At 39.2% G+C, this 24,058-nt stretch carries 22 protein-coding genes, 1 riboswitch and 1 other annotated feature (1 of these 24 cut by a window edge); of the genes, 18 read left to right on the top strand and 4 right to left on the bottom strand.

Annotated elements, in window-relative coordinates; genetic code table 11:
• Positions 1-44 precede the first annotated feature (44 nt).
• From D1953_RS12170 to D1953_RS12135, 8 genes are all read left to right on the top strand, one after another.
• On the top strand, positions 45-1,187 hold the full coding sequence (locus D1953_RS12170; RefSeq protein ID WP_342769249.1) for a M20 family metallopeptidase: 1,143 nt from the start codon (positions 45-47) through the stop codon (positions 1,185-1,187).
• 109 nt (positions 1,188-1,296) lie between these two features.
• Complete coding sequence (locus D1953_RS12165) at positions 1,297-2,064, top strand: tRNA threonylcarbamoyladenosine dehydratase (protein ID WP_119117462.1); 768 nt, start codon at positions 1,297-1,299, stop codon at positions 2,062-2,064.
• Positions 2,065-2,345: 281 nt separating this feature from the next.
• Positions 2,346-3,533, top strand: a complete 1,188-nt coding sequence (locus D1953_RS12160) for an ABC transporter substrate-binding protein (protein WP_119117461.1) — start codon at positions 2,346-2,348, stop codon at positions 3,531-3,533.
• 82 nt (positions 3,534-3,615) lie between these two features.
• Positions 3,616-4,494 (top strand): branched-chain amino acid ABC transporter permease, encoded by an 879-nt coding sequence (locus D1953_RS12155; protein WP_119117460.1) that lies wholly within the window; start codon positions 3,616-3,618, stop codon positions 4,492-4,494.
• A gap of 13 nt (positions 4,495-4,507) precedes the next feature.
• A complete protein-coding gene (locus D1953_RS12150) occupies positions 4,508-5,470 on the top strand; it encodes a branched-chain amino acid ABC transporter permease (RefSeq protein WP_119117459.1) in 963 nt (320 codons plus the stop codon).
• On the top strand, positions 5,445-6,227 hold the full coding sequence (locus tag D1953_RS12145; protein ID WP_119117458.1) for an ABC transporter ATP-binding protein: 783 nt from the start codon (positions 5,445-5,447) through the stop codon (positions 6,225-6,227). Before D1953_RS12150 ends, D1953_RS12145 begins: the two co-directional genes overlap by 26 nt.
• The gene (locus D1953_RS12140; protein WP_119117457.1) at positions 6,227-6,934 is read left to right on the top strand and encodes an ABC transporter ATP-binding protein; all 708 of its coding nucleotides are present in this window, start codon (positions 6,227-6,229) and stop codon (positions 6,932-6,934) included. The genes D1953_RS12145 and D1953_RS12140 overlap by 1 nt, the downstream gene beginning before the upstream one ends.
• Positions 6,935-7,063: 129 nt before the next feature.
• Positions 7,064-8,920, top strand: coding sequence for a S8 family peptidase (locus D1953_RS12135; protein WP_119117456.1), 1,857 nt, complete (start codon positions 7,064-7,066; stop codon positions 8,918-8,920).
• Positions 8,921-9,004: 84 nt separating this feature from the next.
• On the opposite strand, the gene D1953_RS12130 is transcribed toward D1953_RS12135, so the two are convergent.
• Positions 9,005-10,189, bottom strand: a complete 1,185-nt coding sequence (locus D1953_RS12130) for an MFS transporter (protein WP_119117455.1) — start codon at positions 10,187-10,189, stop codon at positions 9,005-9,007.
• 248 nt (positions 10,190-10,437) lie between these two features.
• On the opposite strand from D1953_RS12130, the gene D1953_RS12125 reads away from it, so the two are divergent.
• Positions 10,438-11,283, top strand: coding sequence for a hypothetical protein (locus D1953_RS12125; protein ID WP_119117454.1), 846 nt, complete (start codon positions 10,438-10,440; stop codon positions 11,281-11,283).
• Positions 11,284-11,510: 227 nt separating this feature from the next.
• Here D1953_RS12125 and D1953_RS12120 read toward each other — a convergent pair whose 3' ends face one another.
• Together D1953_RS12120 and D1953_RS12115 are read right to left on the bottom strand one after the other, a co-directional pair.
• Positions 11,511-12,179: a DUF2642 domain-containing protein gene (locus D1953_RS12120; protein WP_119117453.1), complete on the bottom strand. Its 669-nt coding sequence runs from the start codon at positions 12,177-12,179 to the stop codon at positions 11,511-11,513.
• 39 nt (positions 12,180-12,218) lie between these two features.
• Positions 12,219-13,559, bottom strand: coding sequence for an arsenic transporter (locus D1953_RS12115; protein WP_119117452.1), 1,341 nt, complete (start codon positions 13,557-13,559; stop codon positions 12,219-12,221).
• 205 nt (positions 13,560-13,764) lie between these two features.
• Positions 13,765-13,848: riboswitch (cyclic di-GMP riboswitch) on the top strand.
• Positions 13,849-13,871: 23 nt separating this feature from the next.
• Between D1953_RS12115 and D1953_RS21275 the strand changes: the two genes are divergently transcribed.
• Positions 13,872-14,009: a hypothetical protein gene (locus tag D1953_RS21275; RefSeq protein WP_182480591.1), complete on the top strand. Its 138-nt coding sequence runs from the start codon at positions 13,872-13,874 to the stop codon at positions 14,007-14,009.
• Between the two features lie 167 nt (positions 14,010-14,176).
• Here D1953_RS21275 and D1953_RS12110 read toward each other — a convergent pair whose 3' ends face one another.
• Positions 14,177-15,454: a replication-associated recombination protein A gene (locus D1953_RS12110; RefSeq protein ID WP_119117451.1), complete on the bottom strand. Its 1,278-nt coding sequence runs from the start codon at positions 15,452-15,454 to the stop codon at positions 14,177-14,179.
• 193 nt (positions 15,455-15,647) lie between these two features.
• On the opposite strand from D1953_RS12110, the gene cymR reads away from it, so the two are divergent.
• From cymR to D1953_RS12070, 8 genes are all read left to right on the top strand, one after another.
• Positions 15,648-16,067, top strand: a complete 420-nt coding sequence (cymR, locus tag D1953_RS12105) for a cysteine metabolism transcriptional regulator CymR (RefSeq protein ID WP_119117450.1) — start codon at positions 15,648-15,650, stop codon at positions 16,065-16,067.
• A gap of 121 nt (positions 16,068-16,188) precedes the next feature.
• Complete coding sequence (locus tag D1953_RS12100) at positions 16,189-17,334, top strand: cysteine desulfurase family protein (RefSeq protein ID WP_119117449.1); 1,146 nt, start codon at positions 16,189-16,191, stop codon at positions 17,332-17,334.
• A 13-nt stretch (positions 17,335-17,347) separates the two neighbouring features.
• Positions 17,348-18,463 (top strand): tRNA 2-thiouridine(34) synthase MnmA, encoded by a 1,116-nt coding sequence (gene mnmA, locus D1953_RS12095; RefSeq protein WP_119117448.1) that lies wholly within the window; start codon positions 17,348-17,350, stop codon positions 18,461-18,463.
• A 93-nt stretch (positions 18,464-18,556) separates the two neighbouring features.
• Positions 18,557-19,222 (top strand): tetratricopeptide repeat protein, encoded by a 666-nt coding sequence (locus tag D1953_RS12090; RefSeq protein WP_119117447.1) that lies wholly within the window; start codon positions 18,557-18,559, stop codon positions 19,220-19,222.
• Positions 19,223-19,305: 83 nt separating this feature from the next.
• Entirely contained in the window at positions 19,306-21,648 is a 2,343-nt protein-coding gene (gene recD2, locus D1953_RS12085) for an SF1B family DNA helicase RecD2 (protein ID WP_425454272.1), read from the top strand.
• A 158-nt stretch (positions 21,649-21,806) separates the two neighbouring features.
• Positions 21,807-22,295 (top strand): PRC-barrel domain-containing protein, encoded by a 489-nt coding sequence (locus D1953_RS12080; RefSeq protein WP_245980092.1) that lies wholly within the window; start codon positions 21,807-21,809, stop codon positions 22,293-22,295.
• Complete coding sequence (locus D1953_RS12075; RefSeq protein WP_119117444.1) at positions 22,264-22,500, top strand: hypothetical protein; 237 nt, start codon at positions 22,264-22,266, stop codon at positions 22,498-22,500. The genes D1953_RS12080 and D1953_RS12075 overlap by 32 nt, the downstream gene beginning before the upstream one ends.
• Before the next feature lie 257 nt (positions 22,501-22,757).
• Positions 22,758-23,834, top strand: a complete 1,077-nt coding sequence (locus D1953_RS12070) for an AI-2E family transporter (RefSeq protein WP_119117443.1) — start codon at positions 22,758-22,760, stop codon at positions 23,832-23,834.
• A gap of 29 nt (positions 23,835-23,863) precedes the next feature.
• Positions 23,864-24,058: a binding site (T-box leader), on the top strand; it runs 15 nt beyond the window's last position.

The raw sequence follows: 24,058 nt of genomic DNA, 5'->3' as shown, positions 1-24,058 counted from the left end.
AAACTTTCGTACATATATAATAACGATAACAAGTGAAGAGAAGAGTGGGCATCTTGAAGGATCTATTGAACGCAAAGAAACAAGAAATGCTTCATTTTTTAGAACAAATCGTAAATATAGACAGCGGTTCTCACATAAAGTCGGGGATCGATGAAATAAGTGGGTTACTAAAAGTAAAATTTGAGCGTCTTGGTTTTATCGTAGAGGTAGTAGAAGAAAAAGCACAGGGAAATCATCTAGTTATCCAACATCGTGATGCTGTGCAGCCTGAAATTATCATTATCGGTCATATGGATACAGTCTTTCCAGAAGGAACGGCGAAAAGACGGCCATTTACAATGAAGGACGGCCGTGCATATGGTCCGGGTGTAATTGATATGAAGGCAAGCTTAGTTGAGTTAATCTATGCACTAACATGCATGAAGCAGACAGGAAGAAAGGGCTATCAGAACGTTCAGATTGTTTTGAATAGTGACGAAGAACTTGGGTCTCCAACCTCCAGGTCGCTTATTATGAAGCAAGCTATCAATAAAAAATATGCTTTAATTTTAGAGGCGGCACGTCCAGATGGTTCAATTGTAACAGCGAGAAGAGGAGGAGGGCAGTTTAAGGTTTTTGTAGAGGGGAAAGCAGCCCATTCTGGGATTGAGCCAGAAAAAGGTCACAGTGCCATTGAAGAACTAGCTTATAAAGTGATTAAACTTCAGCAATTGACGAATCATGAAGAAGGAATTAGTGTAAATGTTGGTCTTATACAAGGTGGAACGGCTGCCAATACTGTAGCAGCTGAAGCTTCTGCTCATGTAGATGTCCGTATTTCACAAAAAAAGCAAATTAATCCTTTGAAAGAACAAATTGAAAAAATTTGTACAACAAATTATATTGCTGGAACAAAAACAAATGTAGTTGGGAAAATAGAGAGAATTCCAATGGAAAAAAGCGAAAAAACAGAGGCTCTGCTATCCGTAATTAAGCAGGCGGGGCAGGAGCTTGGTTTAACGATTACAGATACGGCGACCGGTGGAAGTTCAGATGCTTGCCTTACATCTGCTATGGGAGTGGCGACAATTGATGGGTTAGGGCCAGTTGGTGGTTTCTTTCATAGTGAAGAGGAGTATTTAGTCATCTCGAGTTTGTTAGAACGAACGTTATTATTAGCGACTGTTATTCAAAAGCTGTCGGAATAATTCAGAGTGGAAATCATTCCGAGGGGTTGGCTTTTCGTTTTAACTTGTCATGTACTGTAGTTATGTTATATTCTTGACTTTATAAGTAATTTTATTGGAGTTGAGAATAATGTTGCACCAATTTTCGCGAAATGAATTAGCTTTAGGCCAAGAAGGCTTAAACTTATTAAAAAATTCAACGGTTGCTGTACTCGGTATTGGTGGAGTCGGCTCGTTTGCAGCAGAGGCCTTAGCACGTTCCGGTGTTGGACGTCTTGTTTTAGTCGATAAGGATGATGTAGATATTACAAATGTTAATCGACAAATTCATGCCCTGCTTTCAACAGTTGGACAGCAAAAGGTTGAATTGATGCGCGACCGCGTAAAAGAAATTAATCCAGACTGTGAAGTTATTGCTTTAAAAATGTTTTATACAGAAGAAACATATGAACAATTTTTTAGCTATGGTTTAGATTATGTCATTGATGCTTCTGATACCATTATGTATAAAATACATTTGATGAAAGAATGTTTAAAGCGTAATATCAAGATGATTTCCAGTATGGGGGCTGCCAATAAAATGGATCCAACCCGTTTTCAAATTGCGGATATTTCTAAAACACATACTGATCCGCTGGCAAAAGTGATTCGTACCAAACTTCGTAAAGAAGGCATTACAAAAGGGATTCCTGTAGTCTTCTCTGATGAAAGTCCAATTGTCATTCGTGAAGATGTTCGAAAAGTGGTTGGTAACGATGAGGCAAAAATTCGTAAAGCGAAAATGCCGCCGTCATCCAATGCATTTGTTCCTTCAGTGGCGGGATTAATTGCTGCAAGCTGGGTAGTCCGAGATATCGTTCGTGATATTGATATTCGCCGTGTAAGCGACGAGAAATAAATATAGTTGAACTGACTCTGTAAACAGGGTCAGTTTTTTTATTTGAAAACGATTCGTAAATATTAGTGCTCAATAATAAAACCGGATTGTATATGGTCTAGAGAATAGTATTTCTAATGAGAAAGTTCACAATTAATACCATATTTTTTCTATTTCGATAGAAAAAATAATAGGAATATAGACGTAATTGGGTTTTTAAGGTAGAATATTTTTAATATTTACTAATATGTAAATATTTAACTAATTTATTTTTCTACAAAAGACGTTGGGGGGATTTTTGCATGAAAAAGAAAAAGCTAGCGGGAATATTTATGTCCCTATCACTAGCGGCAGGGGTACTAGCTGGTTGTTCCGGCTCGGATGAAAAGGCAAGTAATTCTTCTACAGGGAAAGAAGAAACGATTAAAGTTGGAGCTAATCTTGAGCTATCTGGCGGTGTTGCTTCATATGGGCAATCGATTTTAGAAGGGCTTGAGCTGGCACTGGAGGAAATTAATAAGGAAGGCATTGATGGTAAGAAAATTGAGCTTACGACCGTTGATAATAAATCGGAAGCCGCTGAATCAACAAGCGCAGCATTAAAGCTTACCTCGCAAGATAAGGTAGCGGTCATTATTGGAGCGGCGACAAGCGGGAATACGATTGCACAGGTACAAATTGCACAAGATAGTCAAACACCGGTTATCTCACCAAGTGGGACAAGCCCAGATATTACATTTAAAGATGGAAAATTAAATGATTTCATTTTTAGAACAAGCTTTATTGATCCGTTCCAAGGAACAGTAGCCGCAAACTTTGCAACGAAAGAAGTAAAAGCGAAGAATGCAGCAGTTTACATTGATAGTGCAAGCGATTACTCGAAAGGCTTAGCAAAAGCGTTTATTGAGCAATTTAAAGCAAACGGTGGCAAAATTGTAGCTGAAGAAGCGTATGTTGCAAAAGATACAGATTTCCGTGCGACATTAACGCGAATTAAATCAGCGAAACCAGATTTTGTTTTCCTTCCTGGTTATTACGAAGAGGCTGGTCTAATTGTAAAACAAGCTCGTGAAGCGGGATTAGACGTACCGTTTATGGGTGGAGACGGCTGGGATTCTCCTAAACTTGTTGAAATTGCCGGTGCAGACGCTTTAAATAACACCTTTATTACAAATCATTATTCTTCAGGTGATCCTGACGAAAAAATTCAGAATTTTGTAAAATCATTTAAAGCAAAGTATAAAGATAAATCACCGGATGCGTTCAACGCTCTAGGCTATGACACGGGTTATTTCTTAGCGGATGCGATTAAGCGCGCTGGCTCAGCGGATTCTGTAAAAATTAAAGAAGCACTTGAAGCGACAAAAGATCTTGAACTAGTATCAGGTACATTTACATTAGACGATAAACATAATCCAATTAAATCCGCGTCTATTCTTGAATTTGTAAACGGAAAACAACAATTCAAGACAAAAATCGATCCTGAATAAGAGATTGACGGAATAGGGGGGCGAAATGGCCTCCTATTTCGGGTTTTAAAAAACATCATCATAATGAAGGAGGTTCAAGATCATGGAACTGATTCAACAGCTTGTGAACGGACTTTCACTAGGCAGCATATACGCCCTCATTGCCCTCGGCTATACGATGGTATATGGGATTGTTAAGCTGATTAACTTTGCCCATGGGGATGTATTTATGGTTGGGGCATTTGTCGGTTTTTATTCTATCACTATTTTAGAGTTACCTTTTTTACCAGCTTTATTGATCTCTATGATTGTCTGTGCCATCTTTGGAGTACTCATTGAGAGAATTGCGTATAAGCCTTTACGGAATGCAACGAGAATTGCTGCATTGATTACAGCAATTGGTGTGTCCTTGCTTATCGAATATGGGATGATTTATATTCGCGGTGCGCAACCGGAAGCCTATCCAAACGATGTTATGCCAACGAGCAAGATTGATATTTTAGGGGTTTCGATTAGCAGCCAATCTTTATTAATTTTCTTTGTTGCGATTGTATTAATGATTATTTTGCAATTTGTTGTACATAAAACAAAAATCGGAAAAGCGATGCGTGCTGTCTCTTTTGATGCCGATGCGGCAAGATTAATGGGCATTAATGTTAATAACACAATTTCGGCGACATTTGCGATTGGCTCTGCCTTAGCGGGTGCAGCAGGTGTTATCTTTGGTATTTATTATATTAAAATCGAGCCTTTAATGGGAATTATTCCTGGACTAAAAGCGTTTGTTGCGGCTGTCCTTGGTGGAATCGGGATTATACCTGGCGCCATGGTCGGAGGATTACTTTTAGGAGTGATTGAAGCGTTAGTAAGTGCAGCTGGATTTTCCTTATGGCGTGATGGTGTAGCATTTGTTGTCCTTATCTTAATCCTCATCTTTAGACCACAAGGCTTATTCGGAAAAAATAAAAGAGAAAAAGTATAGGAGGGACAAGGCAATGACGATTTTGAAGCGAGCAAAAGGCTTTTGGCTCTCTATTTTGCTATCATGTATCTTCTTTACCATTATTCAAACGATGATTAGCGGTGGCCTATTAAATCCCTTTTATCAAAATACAATCATGTTAATTGGGATTAATATTATCTTAGCGGCAAGTCTTCATTTAATTATTGGGATTACAGGTCAATTTTCAATTGGTCATGCTGGATTTTTGGCGGTAGGTGCTTATGCATCCGCTATTATGACTATGAAGCTTGAAATGCCGTTTTTTGTATCCTTACTAGTTGGAGGGCTAATGGCCGCTCTTGCGGGATTAATTATCGGAATCCCGAGTTTACGCCTAAAAGGAGATTATTTAGCGATTGCAACACTTGGATTCGGAGAGATTGTTCGAATTGTTCTGCTGAATATTGATTATGTTGGTGGAGCGAGCGGCATGCAAGTTTCCCATTTGACGACGTGGCCATGGGTATTTGCCTCCGTTCTTTTGACCATTTTAGTTATTCGTAACTTTACGAGTTCTACGCATGGCCGCGCCTGTATTTCGATTCGTGAAGATGAAACAGCAGCGGATTCTATGGGGATTAATACAACGTACTATAAAGTAGTTGCTTTTGCGATTGGTGCTTTTTTAGCTGGGATTGCTGGAGGTTTGTATGCACATAATTTTTATATTATTTTGCCTTCGAACTTTGGTTTCTTGAAATCGTTTGATATTTTAATTTTTGTTGTACTAGGTGGTCTAGGCAGCTTATCTGGTGCTGTATTAGCGGCTATTTTGTTAACGGTTGTGACGACTTTCCTACAAGATTACCCGGAAACACGAATGATTATTTATAGTCTTGTCTTAATTATTATGATGATTTATCGTCCGCAAGGATTATTAGGTACGAAAGAGTTTACAAGCTTCTTTAAGCGTAAAGGAGGTCACAAGCATGACAACGAACAAACCATTGCTTAAAGTGGACGCTGTTGGGATTCAGTTTGGTGGATTAAAGGCTGTGTCCAATGTGAATGTTGAACTCTACCCAGGCGAATTAATTGGATTAATTGGACCAAATGGAGCGGGAAAAACGACGTTCTTCAACTTATTAACAGGAGTGTATGTACCAACAGAAGGAAGTATTTCATTAGAGGGACAGAACTTAAGAAAACTGCCGCCATATAAAATTAACCAAAAAGGAATCAGTCGTACGTTCCAAAATATTCGTTTATTCGGCGACTTGTCTGTTATTGATAATGTAAAAGTAGCCTATCATTCGCTAGCGAAACACAGTATGATAAGCTCTATTTTACGCTTTCCAACTCATTTTAAAGGTGAGCAAGAAATGGATGAAAGGGCGCTTGAATTTTTAAAAATCTTTAATTTAGATCATTATCAACATGAATTAGCTAAAAATTTGCCTTATGGTCAACAACGGCGCTTAGAGATTGCCCGTGCGTTAGCAGCTAATCCTAAATTGCTTCTTCTTGATGAACCGGCGGCTGGAATGAACCCGCAGGAAACACATGAATTGATGAACTTAATCGCCTTTATCCGTGAAAAATTCAATCTGACCGTCCTTTTAATCGAACATGATATGTCACTTGTGATGGGGGTATGTGAACGAATTTATGTATTGGATCACGGCCAGCTTATTGCTGAAGGAAAGCCTGAAGAGATTCGTAACAACCCAAAAGTGATTGAAGCGTATTTGGGTGAGGAGGTTGTGTCATAATGTTGAAAATTGAAGATATCAATGTGTATTATGGGAACATTCAAGCACTACGCGGAGTTTCAATGGACATTAACAAAGGAGAAATTGTTACCTTAATTGGTGCTAATGGAGCAGGTAAAAGTACGTTATTAAAGACGATTTCGGGCTTATTGAAGCCGAAACAAGGGAAGGTTTTATTTGAGGGAGAATCGATTGGTGGAAAAGCGGCGCAATCAATTGTAAAATTAGGCATTTCGCATGTTCCGGAAGGTCGAAGAGTATTTGCGAATATGACTGTAGAAGAAAATCTGGAATTAGGTGCTTTTTTACGAAAAGATAAAGCGGGGATTAAGCAAGATTTAGAGAAAGTGTATACGCTTTTTCCAAGATTGTTAGAGCGAGTTAAACAGCAGTCGGGAACATTGTCGGGCGGCGAACAGCAAATGCTTGCGATGGGGCGGGCATTAATGGCTAGACCCAGACTATTACTTCTTGATGAGCCTTCAATGGGTTTAGCCCCCTTATTAGTAAAACAAATTTTTAATATTGTAGAAGAAATTAATAAAGGAGGAACAACGATTTTACTTGTTGAACAAAATGCTAATCTAGCTTTATCGATTGCGGACCGAGCATACGTTGTAGAAACAGGAAGCATTGTGTTATCGGGAGAAGCGGAAGAGTTAACAGCTAGTGAGGAAATCAAAAAAGCTTATCTCGGTGGGCACTAATGAGAAAAACCGCTATTGCGGTTTTTTGTGTTGAATGTGAAAGAATAGGTTGTTTCGTCCTTTTTAACTAAAGCCAAGGTGAGGAAATAGAGCGTATAATAGAGTCATATATTTCTAGGAGTGAGCATAATGTACAAATTTGTGAATCGTCTATTATTCTTCATCTTAGTTGGAAGTTTTCTATCCATTCTTCAGAGTGGGTCCGAGGTGTATGCAGAAGAAACGGACATTGGCCAAGTGATTGTAAAATATAAATCCGACGAAGAAATGGTCACGCTAGATGTGCCAGCTAAAAAGTCAGCCGCGAGCTTTATAGCTGAATTAGAAGAACAGCCGAATGTGGAGGCAGTAGAACCGAATTATGTAATCAACCGTTCTGCTACGGCTAGTGATCCGTATTATACAAGGCAGTGGTATCATCAAGTGATTGGAGTAGAAGATGCTTGGGACGTTACGACGGGATCTAGTGAGGTTGTCGTTGCGATTATTGATGATGGTCTCGATATCAATCATCAAGAATTTAAGAATCGAATTATCGCTCCTTATGACGTTGTATTAGATAGCAAATTAAAAATTACAGCAGGGGAGCACGGCACTCATGTTGCAGGAATTATTGCAGGTTCTATAAACAATAGCTATGGTGGGGCAGGGGTTGCACCGAATGTCAAAATTATGCCGATAAATGTTTTTGATAGAGAAAATGCGAGGCATTCCGATGTAATAAAAGCGATTGATTACGCAATTAAGCAAGGAGCAGATATTATTAATTTAAGCTTGGGCGGGACAGAATCCTCTGCTTTATTTAATGAGGCTATTCAAAGGGCTCATAAGGCGGGGTTACTTATTATTGCCGCAGCAGGAAATGATGGAAAAAACATATATGATTATCCAGCTTCTTATGACCATGTGATTGGGGTAAGTGCAACAGATAAGAACGATAAAATTGCACGTTATTCCAATTACGGGTCTACGATTGATCTTGCTGCTCCAGGTACTAATATTTATTCCACGTTACCTTATAATACATATGGTTATATGACAGGTACTTCTATGGCAACACCTATTGTTGCCGGTGTTGCTGCTCTTGTTTGGTCGATTAATCCGAGTTTAACGAATGAACAAATTGAACAACAATTATATAGAACGTCTCTCGATTTAGGGGTGGAAGGAAAAGATCGATATTACGGGTATGGGCGCATTGATGCGAACAAAGCAGTAGCAGTTATTCCAGATGTAGAGCAGAAACAAATGATTTTAACGGTCGATGAAATTGTCGATTCCGCTACCGTTGTAAAAGGAAGATTATCGAAGAGTATTGTAGATGGAAAGGTGACGATTTATACGGATCAGGAGGTTCTAGCAACTGCTAATCTAGTTAATCAGAATACTTTTGCTGTTAAGATTCCGAAGCAACGAGCTGGCACCGTTGTGCATATTGAAATAGATCAACCGAATGTTGAACCGGTTACTTTAACAGTCATTGATCAAACCTCACCGGCTCGTCCTGTAGTAAAGGGGATAGGGGACGATACAACCAAGGTCATAGGTACAGCAGAAGCAGGCTCGACTGTTCGTGTTAAATCCGGTATAAAACAACTCGGTGTAGCAAAGGCAAATAGTGCGGGGGAGTTTACGATCACTATGAAGACAAAACAAAAAGCGGGAACGTTACTCAAAATAACAGCTACAGATAAAGCAGGAAATGTGAGCGCTGCTACAAAGATTAAAGTTATCGACCAAACATCGCCAGCTAAGCCAACTGTCTCGATTAAAGCAACAAGTAAAACAATAACGGTAACCGGAAAATCTGAAGCGTATTCAACAGTCTACTTTCGAGGAAAGGGAGAAATAATCGGTACGCAACAAACCGATGCCCAAGGTAATTACACCATCAAAATCAGCAGACAAAAAATTGCCAAAATCTTACGTATTTATGCTCAAGATCCAGCTGGCAACCAAAGTGAACGTGTCACAGTGACTTTTTAAATTGTGGATAATCTGTGGATGAATCCCTATAATTTCCAAATAAAAAAGGGAAGCGAATGTGTGTAGAATTCGCTTCCCTTTTCGTTATGTTTGCTTATTTCGTATCAATAGCCAAATGTATATGACAATAGATAAGAGTACGGATAAAGCAGCGGTTATGTAGATGCTTCGATAGTCTAAAAAGTACCCAATTTGTCCAAATAGAATAGCGCCGAATCCAATCCCGAGATCGAAAAAGGAAAAGTACGTTGCATTGGCCATTCCTTTTCGATTGGCGGCCGCTTTTTCGACAGACCAAGCTTGGAGTGCAGGCTGTAAGGCACCGAATCCTAGTCCATAACAGATCGCGGCGATATACAATACGATGTTGTTTGGCATCCAAGCTAAAAGCAGCATAGCAATGCTAATGAGGATTGTAGATGGAATATAAATTGCTTTATGTCCGTGTTTATCATAAAGTTGTCCGGCAAAAATTCTTGTCGTCATGAGGGCTGCGGCAAAGATAAAGAAATACCATTGAATCCCTGTCACACCGCGTTGGTCTGCGTAAAGGGGTAAAAATGTTGAGATTCCTCCAAACGTCACAGAGATGAAAAAGATGAGAATAGACGGCTGAAGGGAGCTTTTTTCGTATAAGTTCCATTTCGTTGTTTTCGCTGCTATAGCCATAGGCTCGGCTTTTTTATAGCGAATGGTCGAAGCGGAAATCCAGGCGATGGCACCTAAAAGCCCACAAATTAAAAAAAGTTCTTTAAACGAAATCATATTGACCAAAATTAATCCAAGCGATGGACCGATAGCAAGTGCGACATTTCCTGATAATCCGTAATACCCCATTCCTTCGCCGCGTCTTTTAGCTGGAATAAGGTCTGTTGCGATGGTGCCAGATGCTGTTGTCGAATATCCCCAGCCTATACCTTGAATGACACGTATAGCAAATAGCAGAATCAAACTTGTGGTAAAGCCAAAAGCACCAATAGTAAGGATGAAAATCGTTAGTCCAGCTAGAAAAACAAAGCGTCGACCCTTTGTTTCCAATAATTGTCCAGCAAACGGTCTAATCAGCAGGGCGGAAAAAGTGAAAATGCCGACAACCACGCCAATGAGGCGATCATTTCCACCAAGACTTTCAACGAAAAGCGGAATAGTCGGTAAGGTCATTTGAAAGCCGAGAAATACAAAGAAGTTAGCTAAGCAAATTAAAATAAAATCTCGTGTCCAGATTTTTTCCTTGCTACTTACGTGTTCTTTCACCAAAGATTCAGCCATACACATTCACCTTCAATCTATAGATGCCGTTATTTTACTAAAAATTCATGAGTTTTACCAATGATTGAGAATTGAAGTGTTGCGTTTTTATTCGAATTGATGCACCTCCATAATTAAGTTTTTACTGGGCTAACAAACGAATTCCGCTAAAATGGGTTAATAGCAGATAGCGGAATTGATTAAAGGCGCATATACATGCATTATAAATATCCCTAAAGTATAAATAACTATTTGGAGGCAAGGTAAATATGGCAGATAAAGTAGGTTTATCATACCTTGAGAAGTTAGTCGGCAGAACTGTGACCGTTTTTAAAGGAGGACCACATTCAAGAACAGGTGAGCTTTTGGTGGTGAAAAGTGATTATTTGGTGTTGAAAACGGAAGATCAACAAGTTGTGTACTATCCATTAACACAATTAAAAAGCGTGATTGATAATACGAAGAATAGCGCAGTATCAATCGAGCATCTGTACACAAGACTAGCGGCACAGGAAACAATTGTTTATCCTGATACGTTTCAAGAATTAGTGCAGTCTCTGCAAATGGGCTATGTTCAAGTAAATGGAGGGGGACCATCTTCTAGTAAAGGCTATTTACTTGATGCTAAGTCCGAATACATTGCTTTGACAACAGAAGAAAAGGGACTTGTTTTTTATCGACTTGATCAAATCAAGAGTATTTCTACAACTGAATCTGATTTTTCAGAGGTGTTACCAACAATTGCATTTGGCGGCAGTCACTTATTTACAGATTTGCTAAGGTCTCTTCTGTTACAATGGACGACTGTTAATCATGGACCAGATAAAGTAGAAGGTATATTGATTGAAGTAAATGATGAATATTCCGTACTTGTGAAACATAAAGAAGTTATTTATGTACCAAATGATTCGATTAGCTTTGTTGCTCAAAAAATAGAGGTTGAAGAGGAAGAAACTAATGAAGATCAAAATATGGATAGTACTACTCAAAACGTTAGTCAGCCTGAAATGACTCAAAGCAATACACAGCCTGTAAATACAACTTCTGCAAGAAACTCTACAATTAGACGTATGTTAATTGAGAATATTATGAGAAATTCAACAGTTGGACAGTGATAAATAAGTAATAAAAGTACAACAACATGCTCGTTGTTGTACTTTCTTTTTGGCCTTGTTACGCAATGATCATACGGTTTTAGAATTATTTGTGTCAGATCAAAGTCTCACATAAATGATTCCAAAATAAATAGTACTCTGTACCAGAGCTTTCTTTTTTAATTAAGTCCTATGAGGCGATTGAAATCAGTCAAACCTCAATAGTGACATAACGCTTAGCTTGGGCACTATGGTAAATGAATCGTTTTGAGATGCTGGCAATTCCAATAGACGATTTCCTCTTCCGCAGTTACGAGTGTCAATTGCTGATCTTGTACTTTTTGAAGTAGACCAATTTTCTCGGGATGATCACCGCCATCTAAGATGACGATATTATTTTCAAGCTTTTTACACTGTTCGGTAAAAGATCTAGCTAATGAAATTGAAGTAGGGTTAACAGGGAGAAATTTATTATTTAATGAATAAGGAGAAGAGTTTTTGCTATATGGAATTAGCCACTTTAAATGATTCATGGAAATGAACATGACTTTATAGGCAGGAGAGTAGAAGACGAAGTAATCATTCATAATGCTTGTTAAATAGCCATGAATCGTTTTATTTCCTTCAATATAGATTTGGACAAAAGTTCCTTTCGCATTAGTGAGAATCTTTCGAAACGAGATAGAGTCTGAGTTTGTTGTAATAGGCTGTTCTGGCTGAAAGTCCGCTGCTAATTCTAATATATTTTGAGTGTCTAGCTTCACTCGTTGAATATGAACAATGGGAATATAGAAATATTGCCCATTATAGAGAACGAGAATATCTAATCCCGCATCGATAAGTTGTCCAAATATCTCTATTTTCCCCGATATCTCTACATTTATTATTTTACCAATTAGGTGATCAAAATGAGTCATAATTCATTGTAGCTCCTATTCTTTTATAAAATGTTGTTGTTAAAATAGCCAAGATACCCAGTAGTATAAGAGAACTAAAGTTAAAAGTGTAGCAGGGGGAATGACGATAAAGGTTACCTTCGTATACTGTCTCCACGTAATTTTGATTCCGTTGCTTTTGACAATATGCATCCACATAATGGTGGCCAACGTTCCCATAGGGAGAAGAAGTGATCCCATATCGCTGCCGATTACGTTTGCTAGGTAAGAGACTTTTAATGTGAGTGGATCGAGATTCATATTCATTAATGTTAACGTACCGACCATCAATGCTGGATGATTATTAAAAATATTTGAGAGAACGGATAATAATCCACCCATCATGACACTGGCATGCAGTAAGCTCCCAGAAACGATTGGATCCATGATTTTAATCAGCAACATTGTTAAACCGATATTATGCAATCCATAGATTACGACATACATACTAAAGGCAAAGACAAGAATATACCAAGGTGTTCTTTTTAGCACATCAATTGGTGGTACTTTTAAATAAAACCAACGCCATCCCAGTAGGACAGCAGAGCCGAGTACCGCCATAATCGGGACAGGAATGCCATAGTAAGAGGCTATAAATAAGCTGATCCGAACGATTAATACAAATAGAAGAATTTTAAGCATAAAACGAGTATTTTGCTTGGTTAATAAAGATGTGGAATTTTTAAGAGGGTGGTATGGACCAGTTACTATGCCTGTCACTTTCGTAGGAATCACTTTTGGCAGCTTCTTATAAAAGACAAGAAATAGAAGCAGAACAAGGAATAATAAACCGACTGTCGCAGGTACGAACATCATGGCAGTCTGCATGTATAGATCCATGTCAACAATCTTGAGCGCGATTAAATTGACGATATTACTGACACCAATTGGAGCACTTGAGGCAGTTGCAATGAGGGCACCAGATAACAAGTACGGAATCTTCTGATGATGCTTCACACCTAAATTATTGAGTAGGAGAATGAGAATCGGGGTTGTAATGAGAATACTACCATCATTATTCACGAATAGCGTCATGAGAAAGCATAAGAGATTGACATACCAGAATAAGCGAATCCCAGAACCTTTTGCTTGATGGGCTAATAATTCAGCTGTCCATTTAAAAAAACCAAAACTCTCTAAAACTATCGCCATTACAATTGTTGCTATAATAGTGATGGCTGCACCGCCAATGGTTTCACTGATTTGCCATAGGTCTGAAATAGAAACACTGCCTGTCATCAAAATGAAAAAAGCGCCAATCGTTGCTGGAACAGCTTCGTTTACCCCTTTTGGCCGCCACATTACAAACACGATTGTAAATAAAAAGGCTAAAATGGTTAATAAGCTTGTAAAGTCAAGCATGCTTACCTCTCCCTTAGTGGTTGTTCATAGAACCCAGTTATAAATAATTCTTCGGCGAATGTCACGATATTACAAACCTCCTTTATATCCATTTTCCCTATAATATATGCATTGTTGATAAGACAAGCTTCCGTCATTATCCTAATCTTTTAAAATTCCGCTCATAAATCTATTAAACATTTGTATGCAAAAGCCGATATTCATTTTAGAAGAAAGGCAAAATTGCTGAAAAGTAATGACGCAAAGCTATAGGGACTTCTACCTGCGGTAAAGTCAGCCAGTTATCATCAAACGTAAGGAGAGTTATTATTGATGTCAAAACAACGTTGGATTACAGCTGAAGAAGCTTACGAAAGAAAATTGCGAAATAAGAAAATTTTTATTGCCTCTTATCTATTGTTTACAGTAATCCTGATTTCATCACTAACTATTTTATTAGGGTCATTGTAATTAGATTGATAGTTGTTGCTATTATGCTTTATTGTGCAATATAGCTTACTTAGAAAAAGGCAAATAAAAGAGGCTGCTTGTTTTTTAAGCAGCCTCTTTTATTTAAAAGGTAAGTATAAAAACTTCAATACGTTTTGATGTCTAGCTGCAGGCGCCGTACACTTTTCTTATCTTTTTGAACTTTTTTCGATTTTTTCATACACAGAGGCGAGAGCTTGTTCGAATTTACCGCTTTTTTTAGGTGTATAGTATTTTTTATCTATTAATTTATCCGGTAAATATTGCTGTCTGACCCATCCGCTTTCGTAATTATGCGGATATAAATAATCAATGCCTCGTCCGAGTTCTTTGGCACCTTGATAATGTGCATCTTTTAAGTGATTTGGTACATCACCGCTATGTCCTGAACGGATATCTGTAAGAGCATGGTCAATAGCTAAAATAGCTGAATTCGATTTTGGTGATAAGCATAGTTCAATAACAGAATTGGCAAGTGGAATGCGTGCTTCAGGAAATCCGAGTCTTTCGGCTGCTTCTACTGCAGCTAATGCGCGTGGACCAGCTTGAGGGTTAGCGAGACCGATATCTTCATAGGCGATGACAATTAAGCGACGGGCAATGCTTGTCAGATCGCCTGCTTCTACTAAACGACCAAGATAGTGGAGCGCAGCATGAACATCACTCCCGCGAATCGATTTTTGGAATGCAGAAATGACATCGTAATGAGCATCGCCATCTTTGTCATGAGAGAAGCTTTTTTTCTGCATGCATTCTTCAGCAATTTTTACATCGATTGTTACAATATTAGCCGTGTCTGGTTCAGTTGAGATTACAGCGAGTTCTAAGGCATTTAAAGCGCTGCGCACATCGCCGTTTGAAGCGGTAGCAAAATGAGCAAGTGCTTCCGGTGTGACGTTTGTTTGATACGTACCTAGACCGCGTTGGTCATCTGCTAAGGCACGCTGCAGGGCTTGAATAATTTCTGCTGCTTCGAGTGCATGTAATTCGAATATTTGGCACCGACTGCGAATGGCGGGATTAATCGCATGATATGGATTGCTTGTTGTTGCTCCGATTAATGTAATCATGCCGTTTTCAAGATAAGGAAGCAAAAAATCCTGTTTCGCTTTATCAAGACGATGTACCTCATCCAGAAGTAAAATGACTTTTCCCGACATTTTCGCTTCGGCGACTACAATTTCTATATCTTTTTTATTATTTGTGACAGCATTTAAGGTACGGAAAGCAAATTTTGTACTTCCTGCAATGGCACTTGCGATGGATGTTTTACCAATCCCTGGCGGACCGTATAAAATCATCGAAGACAGCTGCCTCGCTTTAACCATACGTTGAATGATTTTTCCTTCTCCCACAAGATGCTGTTGACCGATAATTTCATCGATTGTGCGCGGACGCATACGAAAGGCTAGTGGTTGAATCGGCATCTTCTTCACTCCTTCCTATATACAGTAACATAACTTGAGAATCATACGTAATGATTGAAGGCATTCTGTTGATTTTCCAACTTATTTGATGTGAATAATTGACAACACGAGGAGTCAAAGTATGCATTTCCAATGGGAATATGCTATAATTTCATCAGTTTAAAGTTACGGAAAAAATTTGAGGTGTATGAAAATGAAAATTTCAACTAAAGGCCGTTATGGTTTAACTATTATGATTGAATTAGCTAAACATTATGGTGAAGGTCCAAAATCTTTAAAATCGATTGCGCAGTCACATGATTTATCGGAGCATTATTTGGAGCAGTTAATTGCGCCGCTTCGTAATGCGGGACTAGTGAAGAGTATTCGTGGTGCATATGGAGGATACATTTTATCACGAGAACCGCAGGAAATTACTTCTGGAGATATTATTCGTGTTTTAGAAGGTTCGATTTCTCCGGTGGAAGGAATTGAAGATGAAGAGCCGGTAAAACGCCAACTTTGGATTCGCATTCGCGATGCTGTAAAAGATGTATTAGATAATACGACATTATTGGACTTGGCGAACTATAAAGATACAGGTGAGCAAGGCTCTTATATGTACTATATTTAAAATGAAAACAAGAGGTAGTTTTTTTAAGCACTGTTGTGATAACGGTGCTTTATATCATTGTTGAGACAAATTAAAATATGCCACCTGTAATGGTGCGTTTAGATTTTTTGGAGGCGACAAAGTGAACAGAATATATTTAGATCATGCTGCGACTTCGCCCATGCATCCAAATGTAATAGACAAGATGATGACAGTGATGAAAAGTGAGTTTGGTAACCCGTCGAGTATTCATGCGTTTGGGCGTCAAGCACGCCATGTTTTAGATGAAGCAAGAGTGAGTATCGCTGCAAGCATTGGAGCTGAACGGAACGAGATTATCTTCACAAGCGGCGGGACGGAAGCGGACAATACAGCGCTTATTGGTATTGCTGAGGCAAACAAGGCGAGAGGAAAGCATATTATTACGACTGAAATTGAACACCATGCAATCTTGCATACGAGTCAGTATTTAGAGAAAAAAGGCTTTGAGGTTACTTATTTACCTGTTAACAATGAGGGGCTTATTTCGATGGCTGATGTAAAAGCAGCTCTTCGAGAGGATACAATCTTAGTTTCTATCATGTATGGAAATAATGAAGTCGGTACGATTCAGCCAATTGCTGACATTGGTGCTCTTTTAAAAGAACATCAAGCTTATTTTCATACCGATGCTGTACAAGCGTATGGCTTAGTTCCCATTGATGTAAATGCGCTTCATATTGATTTATTAAGTGTATCAGCTCATAAAATTAACGGACCAAAAGGAATTGGTTTTTTATATGTTCGTGAAGGTGTGAAGCTGCAACCGCATGCTCATGGCGGGGAACAGGAGCGGAAGCGCCGTGCTGGAACGGAAAGTGTTCCAGCAATTGCTGGATTTGCCGAAGCGGTGAAGATTGCGCAACAGACGATGGCAGAAAAAGCGGAGAAGTATCGTACATTTAAAGAAATCTTGCTTGCTCGTTTTGAAGAAGGTGGTATACAATATCAACTTAACGGCTCATTAGAAGCATCGCTGCCACATGTATTGAATGTTAGTTTTCCAGGGACGAATGTGGAATCGCTGCTCGTAAATTTAGATTTAGCGGGAATTGCTGTTTCCAGCGGTTCGGCATGTACGGCGGGTTCTATTGATCCATCGCATGTGCTTGTTGCGATGTTTGGCAAAAATTCAGAGCGGACGAAAAACTCCATCCGCTTTAGCTTTGGTTTAAACAATACGAACGAAGAAATAAAACAAGCTGCAGACGAAACGGTGAAAATCGTGAGCAGATTGGTTGATAAATAAAGAGGTGACAAGAATGAAGAAAGCACCAAAAGATACGCGTGTCGTTGTCGGCATGTCAGGTGGGGTGGATTCTTCTGTTGCAGCCCTGCTTCTGAAACAACAAGGCTATGATGTAGTCGGGATTTTCATGAAAAATTGGGATGATACAGACGACAATGGAGTTTGTACGGCAACCGAAGATTACAACGATGTTATTGCGGTATGCAATCAAATTGGCATACCTTACTATGCGGTCAATTTTGAAAAGCAATACTGGGAGAAAGTATTTACGTATTTCTTAGAAGAATATAAAGCAGGACGAACACCAAATCCGGATGTAATGTGTAATAAAGAAATTAAGTTTAAAGCATTTTTAGAGCATGCTGTTAGTCTTGGCGCGGATTACTTAGCAACAGGTCATTATGCTCAAGTAGCCTTTAGAGATGGCGAGTACAAAATGCTTCGCGGTATCGATGATAATAAAGACCAAACGTATTTCTTAAATCAATTAACTCAAGAACAATTGGAAAAAGTAATGTTCCCATTAGGGCATATTGAGAAAAAAGAAGTGCGTGAAATTGCCAAACAAGCTGGACTTGCTACAGCAGCGAAAAAAGACTCCACTGGTATTTGTTTTATTGGGGAGCGCAATTTTAAAGAGTTTTTGAGTCAGTACTTGCCGGCGCAGCCTGGTGAAATGATGACGATGGATGGAAAAGTGATGGGCAAACATGATGGGTTGATGTATTATACAATCGGCCAACGTCATGGCCTTGGAATCGGCGGAAGCGGCGAGCCTTGGTTTGTTGCTGGAAAAGACCTGAAACGCAATATTCTATATGTGTGCCAAGGTTTTGATAATGATTTGTTGTATTCGACTTCTTTGAAGGCAGTGAAAATGAGCTGGGTTGCCAATCAAGCACCAGCGAAAGAATTCACATGTACGGCTAAATTCCGCTATCGTCAAACAGACAGCCCTGTGTCTGTAAAAGTGCTGGAAACGGGCGATGTTGAAGTTGTTTTCGCTGAACCTGTTCGTGCGATTACCCCTGGACAAGCGGTCGTGTTTTATGATGGGGATGTCTGTCTCGGCGGCGGCACGATTGATGAAGTGTTTAAACATGGTGAAAAATTAACGTATGTAGGGTAATATAAGGAAGGTCCCCAACTGTTTACGGTTGGGGACTTTATTTGGTAAAGCCTTATGGTATACTTTCTATAGAAAATTAGGAGCGTGAAATGAATGGATAAAAATCAACAAGGAATTCAATACATGCAAGAAGGAAAATATGAGGAAGCAGCGAAGGTTTTTAATGAAGCAATTGAGGAAAATCCGAAAGATCCAGTTGCGTATATTAACTTTGGAAATGTGTTGACGGCAGTTGGTGATTATGAAAAGGCAATTCGTTTTTATAAAAGAGCACTTGAAATAGATGAACAGGCAGCAGCGGCCTATTATTCACTTGGCAATTTATATTATGAAAGTGATAAATTAATAGAAGCGAAAGATATGTTTGAAAAAGCGCTTCGTCATGGTTTGGAAAATGCGGATGCGTATTTCATGCTCGGCTTGACTTTAATGGCGCTTGATCAAGCAAAACTGGCGATGCCTTATTTACAACGTACGGTTGAGTTAAATGAAGATGACGTAGATGCGCATTTTCAGTATGCCCTTTGCCTCGCTAATGCAGAGTTGTATGAGGAATTGATTCATCAATTGAATATCGTGATTGAACAAGATCCGAATCACGCTGATGCTTACTATAATTTAGGTGTCGCTTTTGCAGGGTACCGTGATGACGTAGATGCAGCCATTGCTTATTTTGATAAAGCGCTTGAGGTGCAAGCTGATCATATGCTTGCCGCTCATGGGAAAAAACTAATGGAACAAATGAAAGCAGAAAACTAAACGGTTATTTTAAGTCATGAAAGGTGGGAGAGGCTTTGAGTCAACAAGAGGCTTTAGATTTGTTTTCGGAAGAGAAGCAGTTTATGAAAGGGCGGCACTTAGTGACGATTTTTCATAATGAGGAAAATATGTATTCTGTTGTTCGGATTCGCTTGGACGAAACAAATTTGAATTATGATGAGCAGGAAGCTGTCGTGACTGGTTATTTCCCACGTATTCATGAGCATGAAACGTATATCTTTTACGGAGTATTGAAGGAGCATCCTCGCTTTGGTCTACAGTTTCAAGTTAATCATTTTCGCAAAGATTTGCCACAGTCGAAGGAAGGGATTGTGGCTTATTTATCCGGCGATATGTTTAAAGGAATAGGGAAGAAGACGGCAGAAAGCATTGTGGAAACACTTGGTGAAAATGCAATTTCAAAAATTTTAGCGCAGCCTTCCGTACTGGATAATATTCCGCGTCTGTCAGGCGAGAAAGCAAAAGCCTTATATGATACGTTGCTTGAAAATGAAGGCCTTGAGCAAGTGATGATTGCACTGAATCAATATGGTTTTGGACCGCAGCTTTCGATGAAAATTTATCAAATGTATAAACAGGATACGGTTTCTGTTATTCAAAATAACCCATATAAGCTTGTAGAGGATATTGAGGGAATTGGTTTTGGACGGGCGGATGAACTTGGATTTCAGCTGGGGATTTCTGGGGGGCATCCAGACCGTATTAAAGCGGCTTGCCTATATTGCCTTGATACGCAATGCATGCAGGATGGACATGTCTACATGGAGGCGGAGGAATTATTAGAGTCCGTTCAACGTTTATTGGAAGAAAATAAGCGTGATGTCATTGAATTTACGGATATTTCCTCAGAAATAATCAAACTAGAGGCGGAAAGAAAGATTGTTGTCGAGGAAACACGTATTTACTTGCCTGCTTTGTATTTCTCGGAAAAAGGAATTGTCATGAATATTCAACGGCTCCTCCAACAAACAGAGTACGAAGACCAGTTTCCAGAATCGGAGTTTTTATTAGCGCTTGGTGAATTGGAGGAGCGTCTTGGCGTGACGTATGCTCCCGCACAAAAAGAAGCGATTCAGACGGCTTTGCAATCGCCTATGCTTATTTTAACAGGCGGCCCGGGAACAGGGAAAACGACGGTCATTAAGGGCATTGTGGAGCTATATAGTGAGCTTCATGGCGTGTCGATGAACATAAAGGATTATAAAAAGGATGAGGAGCCGTTTCCCTTTGTGCTTGCTGCGCCAACTGGCCGTGCAGCTAAGCGAATGGCGGAATCTACTGGTCTGCCGGCTGTGACGATTCATCGGTTGCTCGGTTGGAATGGCAGCGAAGGGTTTGCTCATGATGCAGACAATCCTATTGAGGGGCGCATTGTGATTATTGATGAGATGTCGATGGTCGATACATGGCTGGCTCATCAATTGTTGAAAGCATTGCCAGAGCATAGTCAGCTTATTCTTGTTGGGGATGAAGATCAGCTGCCGCCTGTTGGTCCTGGGCAAGTTCTGAAGGATTTACTAGCTTCAAAAGCTATTCCAACGATTGCTCTCCAACATATTTATCGTCAAGCAGACGGTTCTTCGATTATTGAACTTGCTCATGAAATGAAAAAAGGCCATGTGCCGCATGATGTGACAAAGCAACAAGTTGATCGTTCTTTTATTCGATGTCAACAGAGCCAAATGGCTGATGTCATTAAGCAGGTCGTTCAAAATGCACGTAAAAAGGGGTATAGTTCACGTGACATTCAAGTGCTTGCCCCAATGTATAAAGGCCCAGCTGGGATTGATATACTGAATAAGATGCTCCAAGAAGTATTAAATGGAGATAGCGAGAAAAAACGCCGTGAGTTGCAATTTGGTGATGTCGTCTATCGAACAGGTGACAAAGTGTTACAGCTTGTGAATCAGCCTGAAGAAGGTGTTTTCAATGGAGACATGGGCGAAATTGTAACGATTATATTTGCTAAAGAAAATACCGATCATGTAGATAAAGTTGTCATTTCCTTTGAGGGTATTGAAGTGACGTACACGAAGCAGGATTTAAACCAAATCACACATGCGTATTGCTGTTCCATACATAAATCACAAGGAAGCGAGTTTCCAATTGTTATTTTACCTGTTGTGCGAAGCTACTATAGAATGTTACGCCGAAATTTATTATATACGGCGATTACACGCAGCAAGGATTTTCTCATTATATGTGGAGAAGAAGAAGCGTTTCGACTTGGAGTGGAACGTAATGATGAAACACAGCGCCGGACAACATTGCGGGAAAAATTACAGGAAATACATGCAGGAAGCGATACTAAAATTATTGAAGAAGGTGAATCATACTTTGATCGCTTAATGAATGAGGACCCGATGATTGGCATGGGCGACGTAACTCCGTATCACTTTATGTAAAGGTTTTGTTATGAGACGCTGTTGTACTCGTTTTATCAACCATATTGTTTAATATAGAGCCTATGTGAAAGTAAGCGAGAGACCCTTCATGGTTTCTCGTTTATTTTTGTTTTAATGTAAGATGGAAAACGTTTCAGCTTATCATTCTCGACAGGAAGATGAATACTATACTTGTTCGAGAAGGTGGGATGACTTTGCGGACGTTTTCTTTATTAAAAGGTTTGCCGGTTGTTGATAAAAATGGAGAAAAAATCGGTATAGTTAACGATTTATGTATATCTGAAGCTGGGATTATTACAGGACTTATTGTGCAGAAGCAAAGATTGTTCAAAAAAAATGTCTATGTAGCGTTAGATGACGTATCTTCTTTTGGGCCTGATGGAGTCATTGTAAGCGGTGAGTTTGAAGAACAAATTCCAGAAGTGGACATGCTGCTGAATAAGGATGCAATGTTAGGAAGAATGATGCTTTCAGAAATAGGCGAGGAATTAGGATTGCTGCAAGATGTATGTTTTTTGGAAAAAATGGGCACGATTGTAGCATATGAAACAACGGATGGTTTTTTTTCAAAAAACAAGCTAATCCACTCAGAAGAGCCGCCTATATGTGGAAAAGATGCCATCATTGTTTCAGTATCAAAACAGTGAGGTGTCCATTGTGGAAATTGTATGTCCGAATTGCCGCAGTAAAGATGTCGGGAAAATCGGTGTAAACCAGTACTATTGCTGGGGTTGCTTTATTGAAATGTCGCTCTCTAATGGACTTATTTCAACACATCAGGTCGAAGAGGATGGGAGTCTTAGCTCTCTAGATGATTTATTTGAGGAACAGGATCGCCGCTTCACCATGTAGGGAAAAGAGGTGCGAGAGATGGCTAAACGAAATGTCACTAAAACAATCAATAGAAGCATTAAAAAAGTGAGAAAAAAATTAAAAGCAATGTTGTAATAAAAAGCAGCCTCCGCAACTATGCATGGAGGCTGTATTTTATATGAATGCTTGCCAATCATGAAGATTATCCTATCAAATTCAACACAAACCTGCTAATTTCCATTATAAACGAATGAAACGTCAGCCTGATTCAAAAACTAAACTAGGAGGCGTCATTTGTGGATATTCGCTTAAAATGGTTTTATCGACTTGGGTTTATTCTGCTTTTATTTATTGTTTTTTATATTTTTATGAAATTAAAGCCGATGTGGGGCCCCGTTTTGTCCGTTATGCTGGTTGTATTACTCCCTTTCATAATCGGTGCATTTATTAGCTATCTATTACATCCTGTTGTTGAAGCGCTTCATCAAAAAGGCGTGAAGCGAGGGCTGTCTGTTATTATTATTTATCTACTTTTCTTTGGAGGTTTAGGGGTTGGGATTTATAAAGGCATTCCAACTATGATGAATCAAGTAGAAGAGCTTTCTGAAAATGTTCCTGTTGTAATGGAACAATATAAAATGTGGATGAGAAATCTGGAATATCAAACGTCTAATTGGCCCATTGATGTGCATGAACGAATTGAAAGCGGAATGGATGTACTTGCGATACGTATGAATACCTTTTTAAATCATTTAATGAATTATGCAATGAAAGCACTTGATTTTTTGGTGCTTATTGGGCTGATTCCTTTTATTGCTTTTTATATGTTAAAAGATTTCGAGTCGTTAAAGAAAATGATTTGGTATATTACGCCCAAAAAATGGCGTAAGCAAGGTCGTGCATTTTTACGTGATGTCGATACCTCGCTCGGTGGCTATATTCGGGGACAGCTATTTGTATGCGTAGCGATTGGAGTTGCTGCTACGTTATTGTTTTGGTTATTTGATATGAAGTATCCGTTACTGCTTGGTGTCATTATTGGGATTACGAATGTAATTCCATACTTTGGGCCAATCTTTGGAGCGGTTCCTGCTATTATTATTGCAGCAACATTATCAATTAAAATGGTAATTACGGTTGCGATTATTGTGCTCGTTTTGCAATTTTTAGAGGGGAATGTGCTATCCCCGTTGATTGTGGGGAAAAGCCTGCACATGCACCCGTTATTCATTATGCTCGCCTTGCTAGCAGGCGGTGAAATAGGGGGAATTATCGGTATGATTGTATCGATTCCAATCCTTGCTATTTTAAAAGTTTTTGTTCTTCATGCCCGTGTTCATTTCAGAAAGAAGGAGCCGCTTGTTGACAAATAAAATAGTAGTGAATAAAATACAATACATAAGACAATTCGTTGAAGGATTAAGTATGCTGAACCCTGTCTACTAGAGAGAAATCCCCGTGGCTGAAAGGATTTTAGATCAAGAGCAGCAGAAAGCTAGTCCAGAGAGCAGCTAATACCTGCCGTTACGCCGCGTTAAGGCTAGATGAAGGTGATGGACAGGCAAGATGTCCATAATCAGGGTGGTACCGCGAGCTA

This window comes from Peribacillus asahii (assembly GCF_003570725.1).
Taxonomy (GTDB): domain Bacteria; phylum Bacillota; class Bacilli; order Bacillales; family DSM-1321; genus Peribacillus; species Peribacillus asahii.
The sequence above is the reverse complement of the archived record's forward strand: the minus strand, read 5'-3'. Positions and strand labels throughout refer to the sequence as shown.

What these genes read in the sequence shown, in the direction of transcription:
- D1953_RS12165 (WP_119117462.1), top strand. Translation starts at nt 1,297, where the DNA reads ATGTTGCACCAATTTTCGCGAAATGAATTAGCTTTAGGCCAAGAAGGC.
- D1953_RS12160 (WP_119117461.1), top strand. Translation starts at nt 2,346, where the DNA reads ATGAAAAAGAAAAAGCTAGCGGGAATATTTATGTCCCTATCACTAGCG.
- D1953_RS12155 (WP_119117460.1), top strand. Translation starts at nt 3,616, where the DNA reads ATGGAACTGATTCAACAGCTTGTGAACGGACTTTCACTAGGCAGCATA.
- D1953_RS12150 (WP_119117459.1), top strand. Translation starts at nt 4,508, where the DNA reads ATGACGATTTTGAAGCGAGCAAAAGGCTTTTGGCTCTCTATTTTGCTA.
- D1953_RS12145 (WP_119117458.1), top strand. Translation starts at nt 5,445, where the DNA reads ATGACAACGAACAAACCATTGCTTAAAGTGGACGCTGTTGGGATTCAG.
- D1953_RS12140 (WP_119117457.1), top strand. Translation starts at nt 6,227, where the DNA reads ATGTTGAAAATTGAAGATATCAATGTGTATTATGGGAACATTCAAGCA.
- D1953_RS12135 (WP_119117456.1), top strand. Translation starts at nt 7,064, where the DNA reads ATGTACAAATTTGTGAATCGTCTATTATTCTTCATCTTAGTTGGAAGT.
- D1953_RS12130 (WP_119117455.1), bottom strand. Translation starts at nt 10,189, where the DNA reads ATGGCTGAATCTTTGGTGAAAGAACACGTAAGTAGCAAGGAAAAAATC.
- D1953_RS12125 (WP_119117454.1), top strand. Translation starts at nt 10,438, where the DNA reads ATGGCAGATAAAGTAGGTTTATCATACCTTGAGAAGTTAGTCGGCAGA.
- D1953_RS12120 (WP_119117453.1), bottom strand. Translation starts at nt 12,179, where the DNA reads ATGACTCATTTTGATCACCTAATTGGTAAAATAATAAATGTAGAGATA.
- D1953_RS12115 (WP_119117452.1), bottom strand. Translation starts at nt 13,559, where the DNA reads ATGCTTGACTTTACAAGCTTATTAACCATTTTAGCCTTTTTATTTACA.
- D1953_RS21275 (WP_182480591.1), top strand. Translation starts at nt 13,872, where the DNA reads ATGTCAAAACAACGTTGGATTACAGCTGAAGAAGCTTACGAAAGAAAA.
- D1953_RS12110 (WP_119117451.1), bottom strand. Translation starts at nt 15,454, where the DNA reads ATGCCGATTCAACCACTAGCCTTTCGTATGCGTCCGCGCACAATCGAT.
- cymR (WP_119117450.1), top strand. Translation starts at nt 15,648, where the DNA reads ATGAAAATTTCAACTAAAGGCCGTTATGGTTTAACTATTATGATTGAA.
- mnmA (WP_119117448.1), top strand. Translation starts at nt 17,348, where the DNA reads ATGAAGAAAGCACCAAAAGATACGCGTGTCGTTGTCGGCATGTCAGGT.
- D1953_RS12090 (WP_119117447.1), top strand. Translation starts at nt 18,557, where the DNA reads ATGGATAAAAATCAACAAGGAATTCAATACATGCAAGAAGGAAAATAT.
- recD2 (WP_425454272.1), top strand. Translation starts at nt 19,306, where the DNA reads ATGAAAGGGCGGCACTTAGTGACGATTTTTCATAATGAGGAAAATATG.
- D1953_RS12080 (WP_245980092.1), top strand. Translation starts at nt 21,807, where the DNA reads ATGAATACTATACTTGTTCGAGAAGGTGGGATGACTTTGCGGACGTTT.
- D1953_RS12075 (WP_119117444.1), top strand. Translation starts at nt 22,264, where the DNA reads ATGCCATCATTGTTTCAGTATCAAAACAGTGAGGTGTCCATTGTGGAA.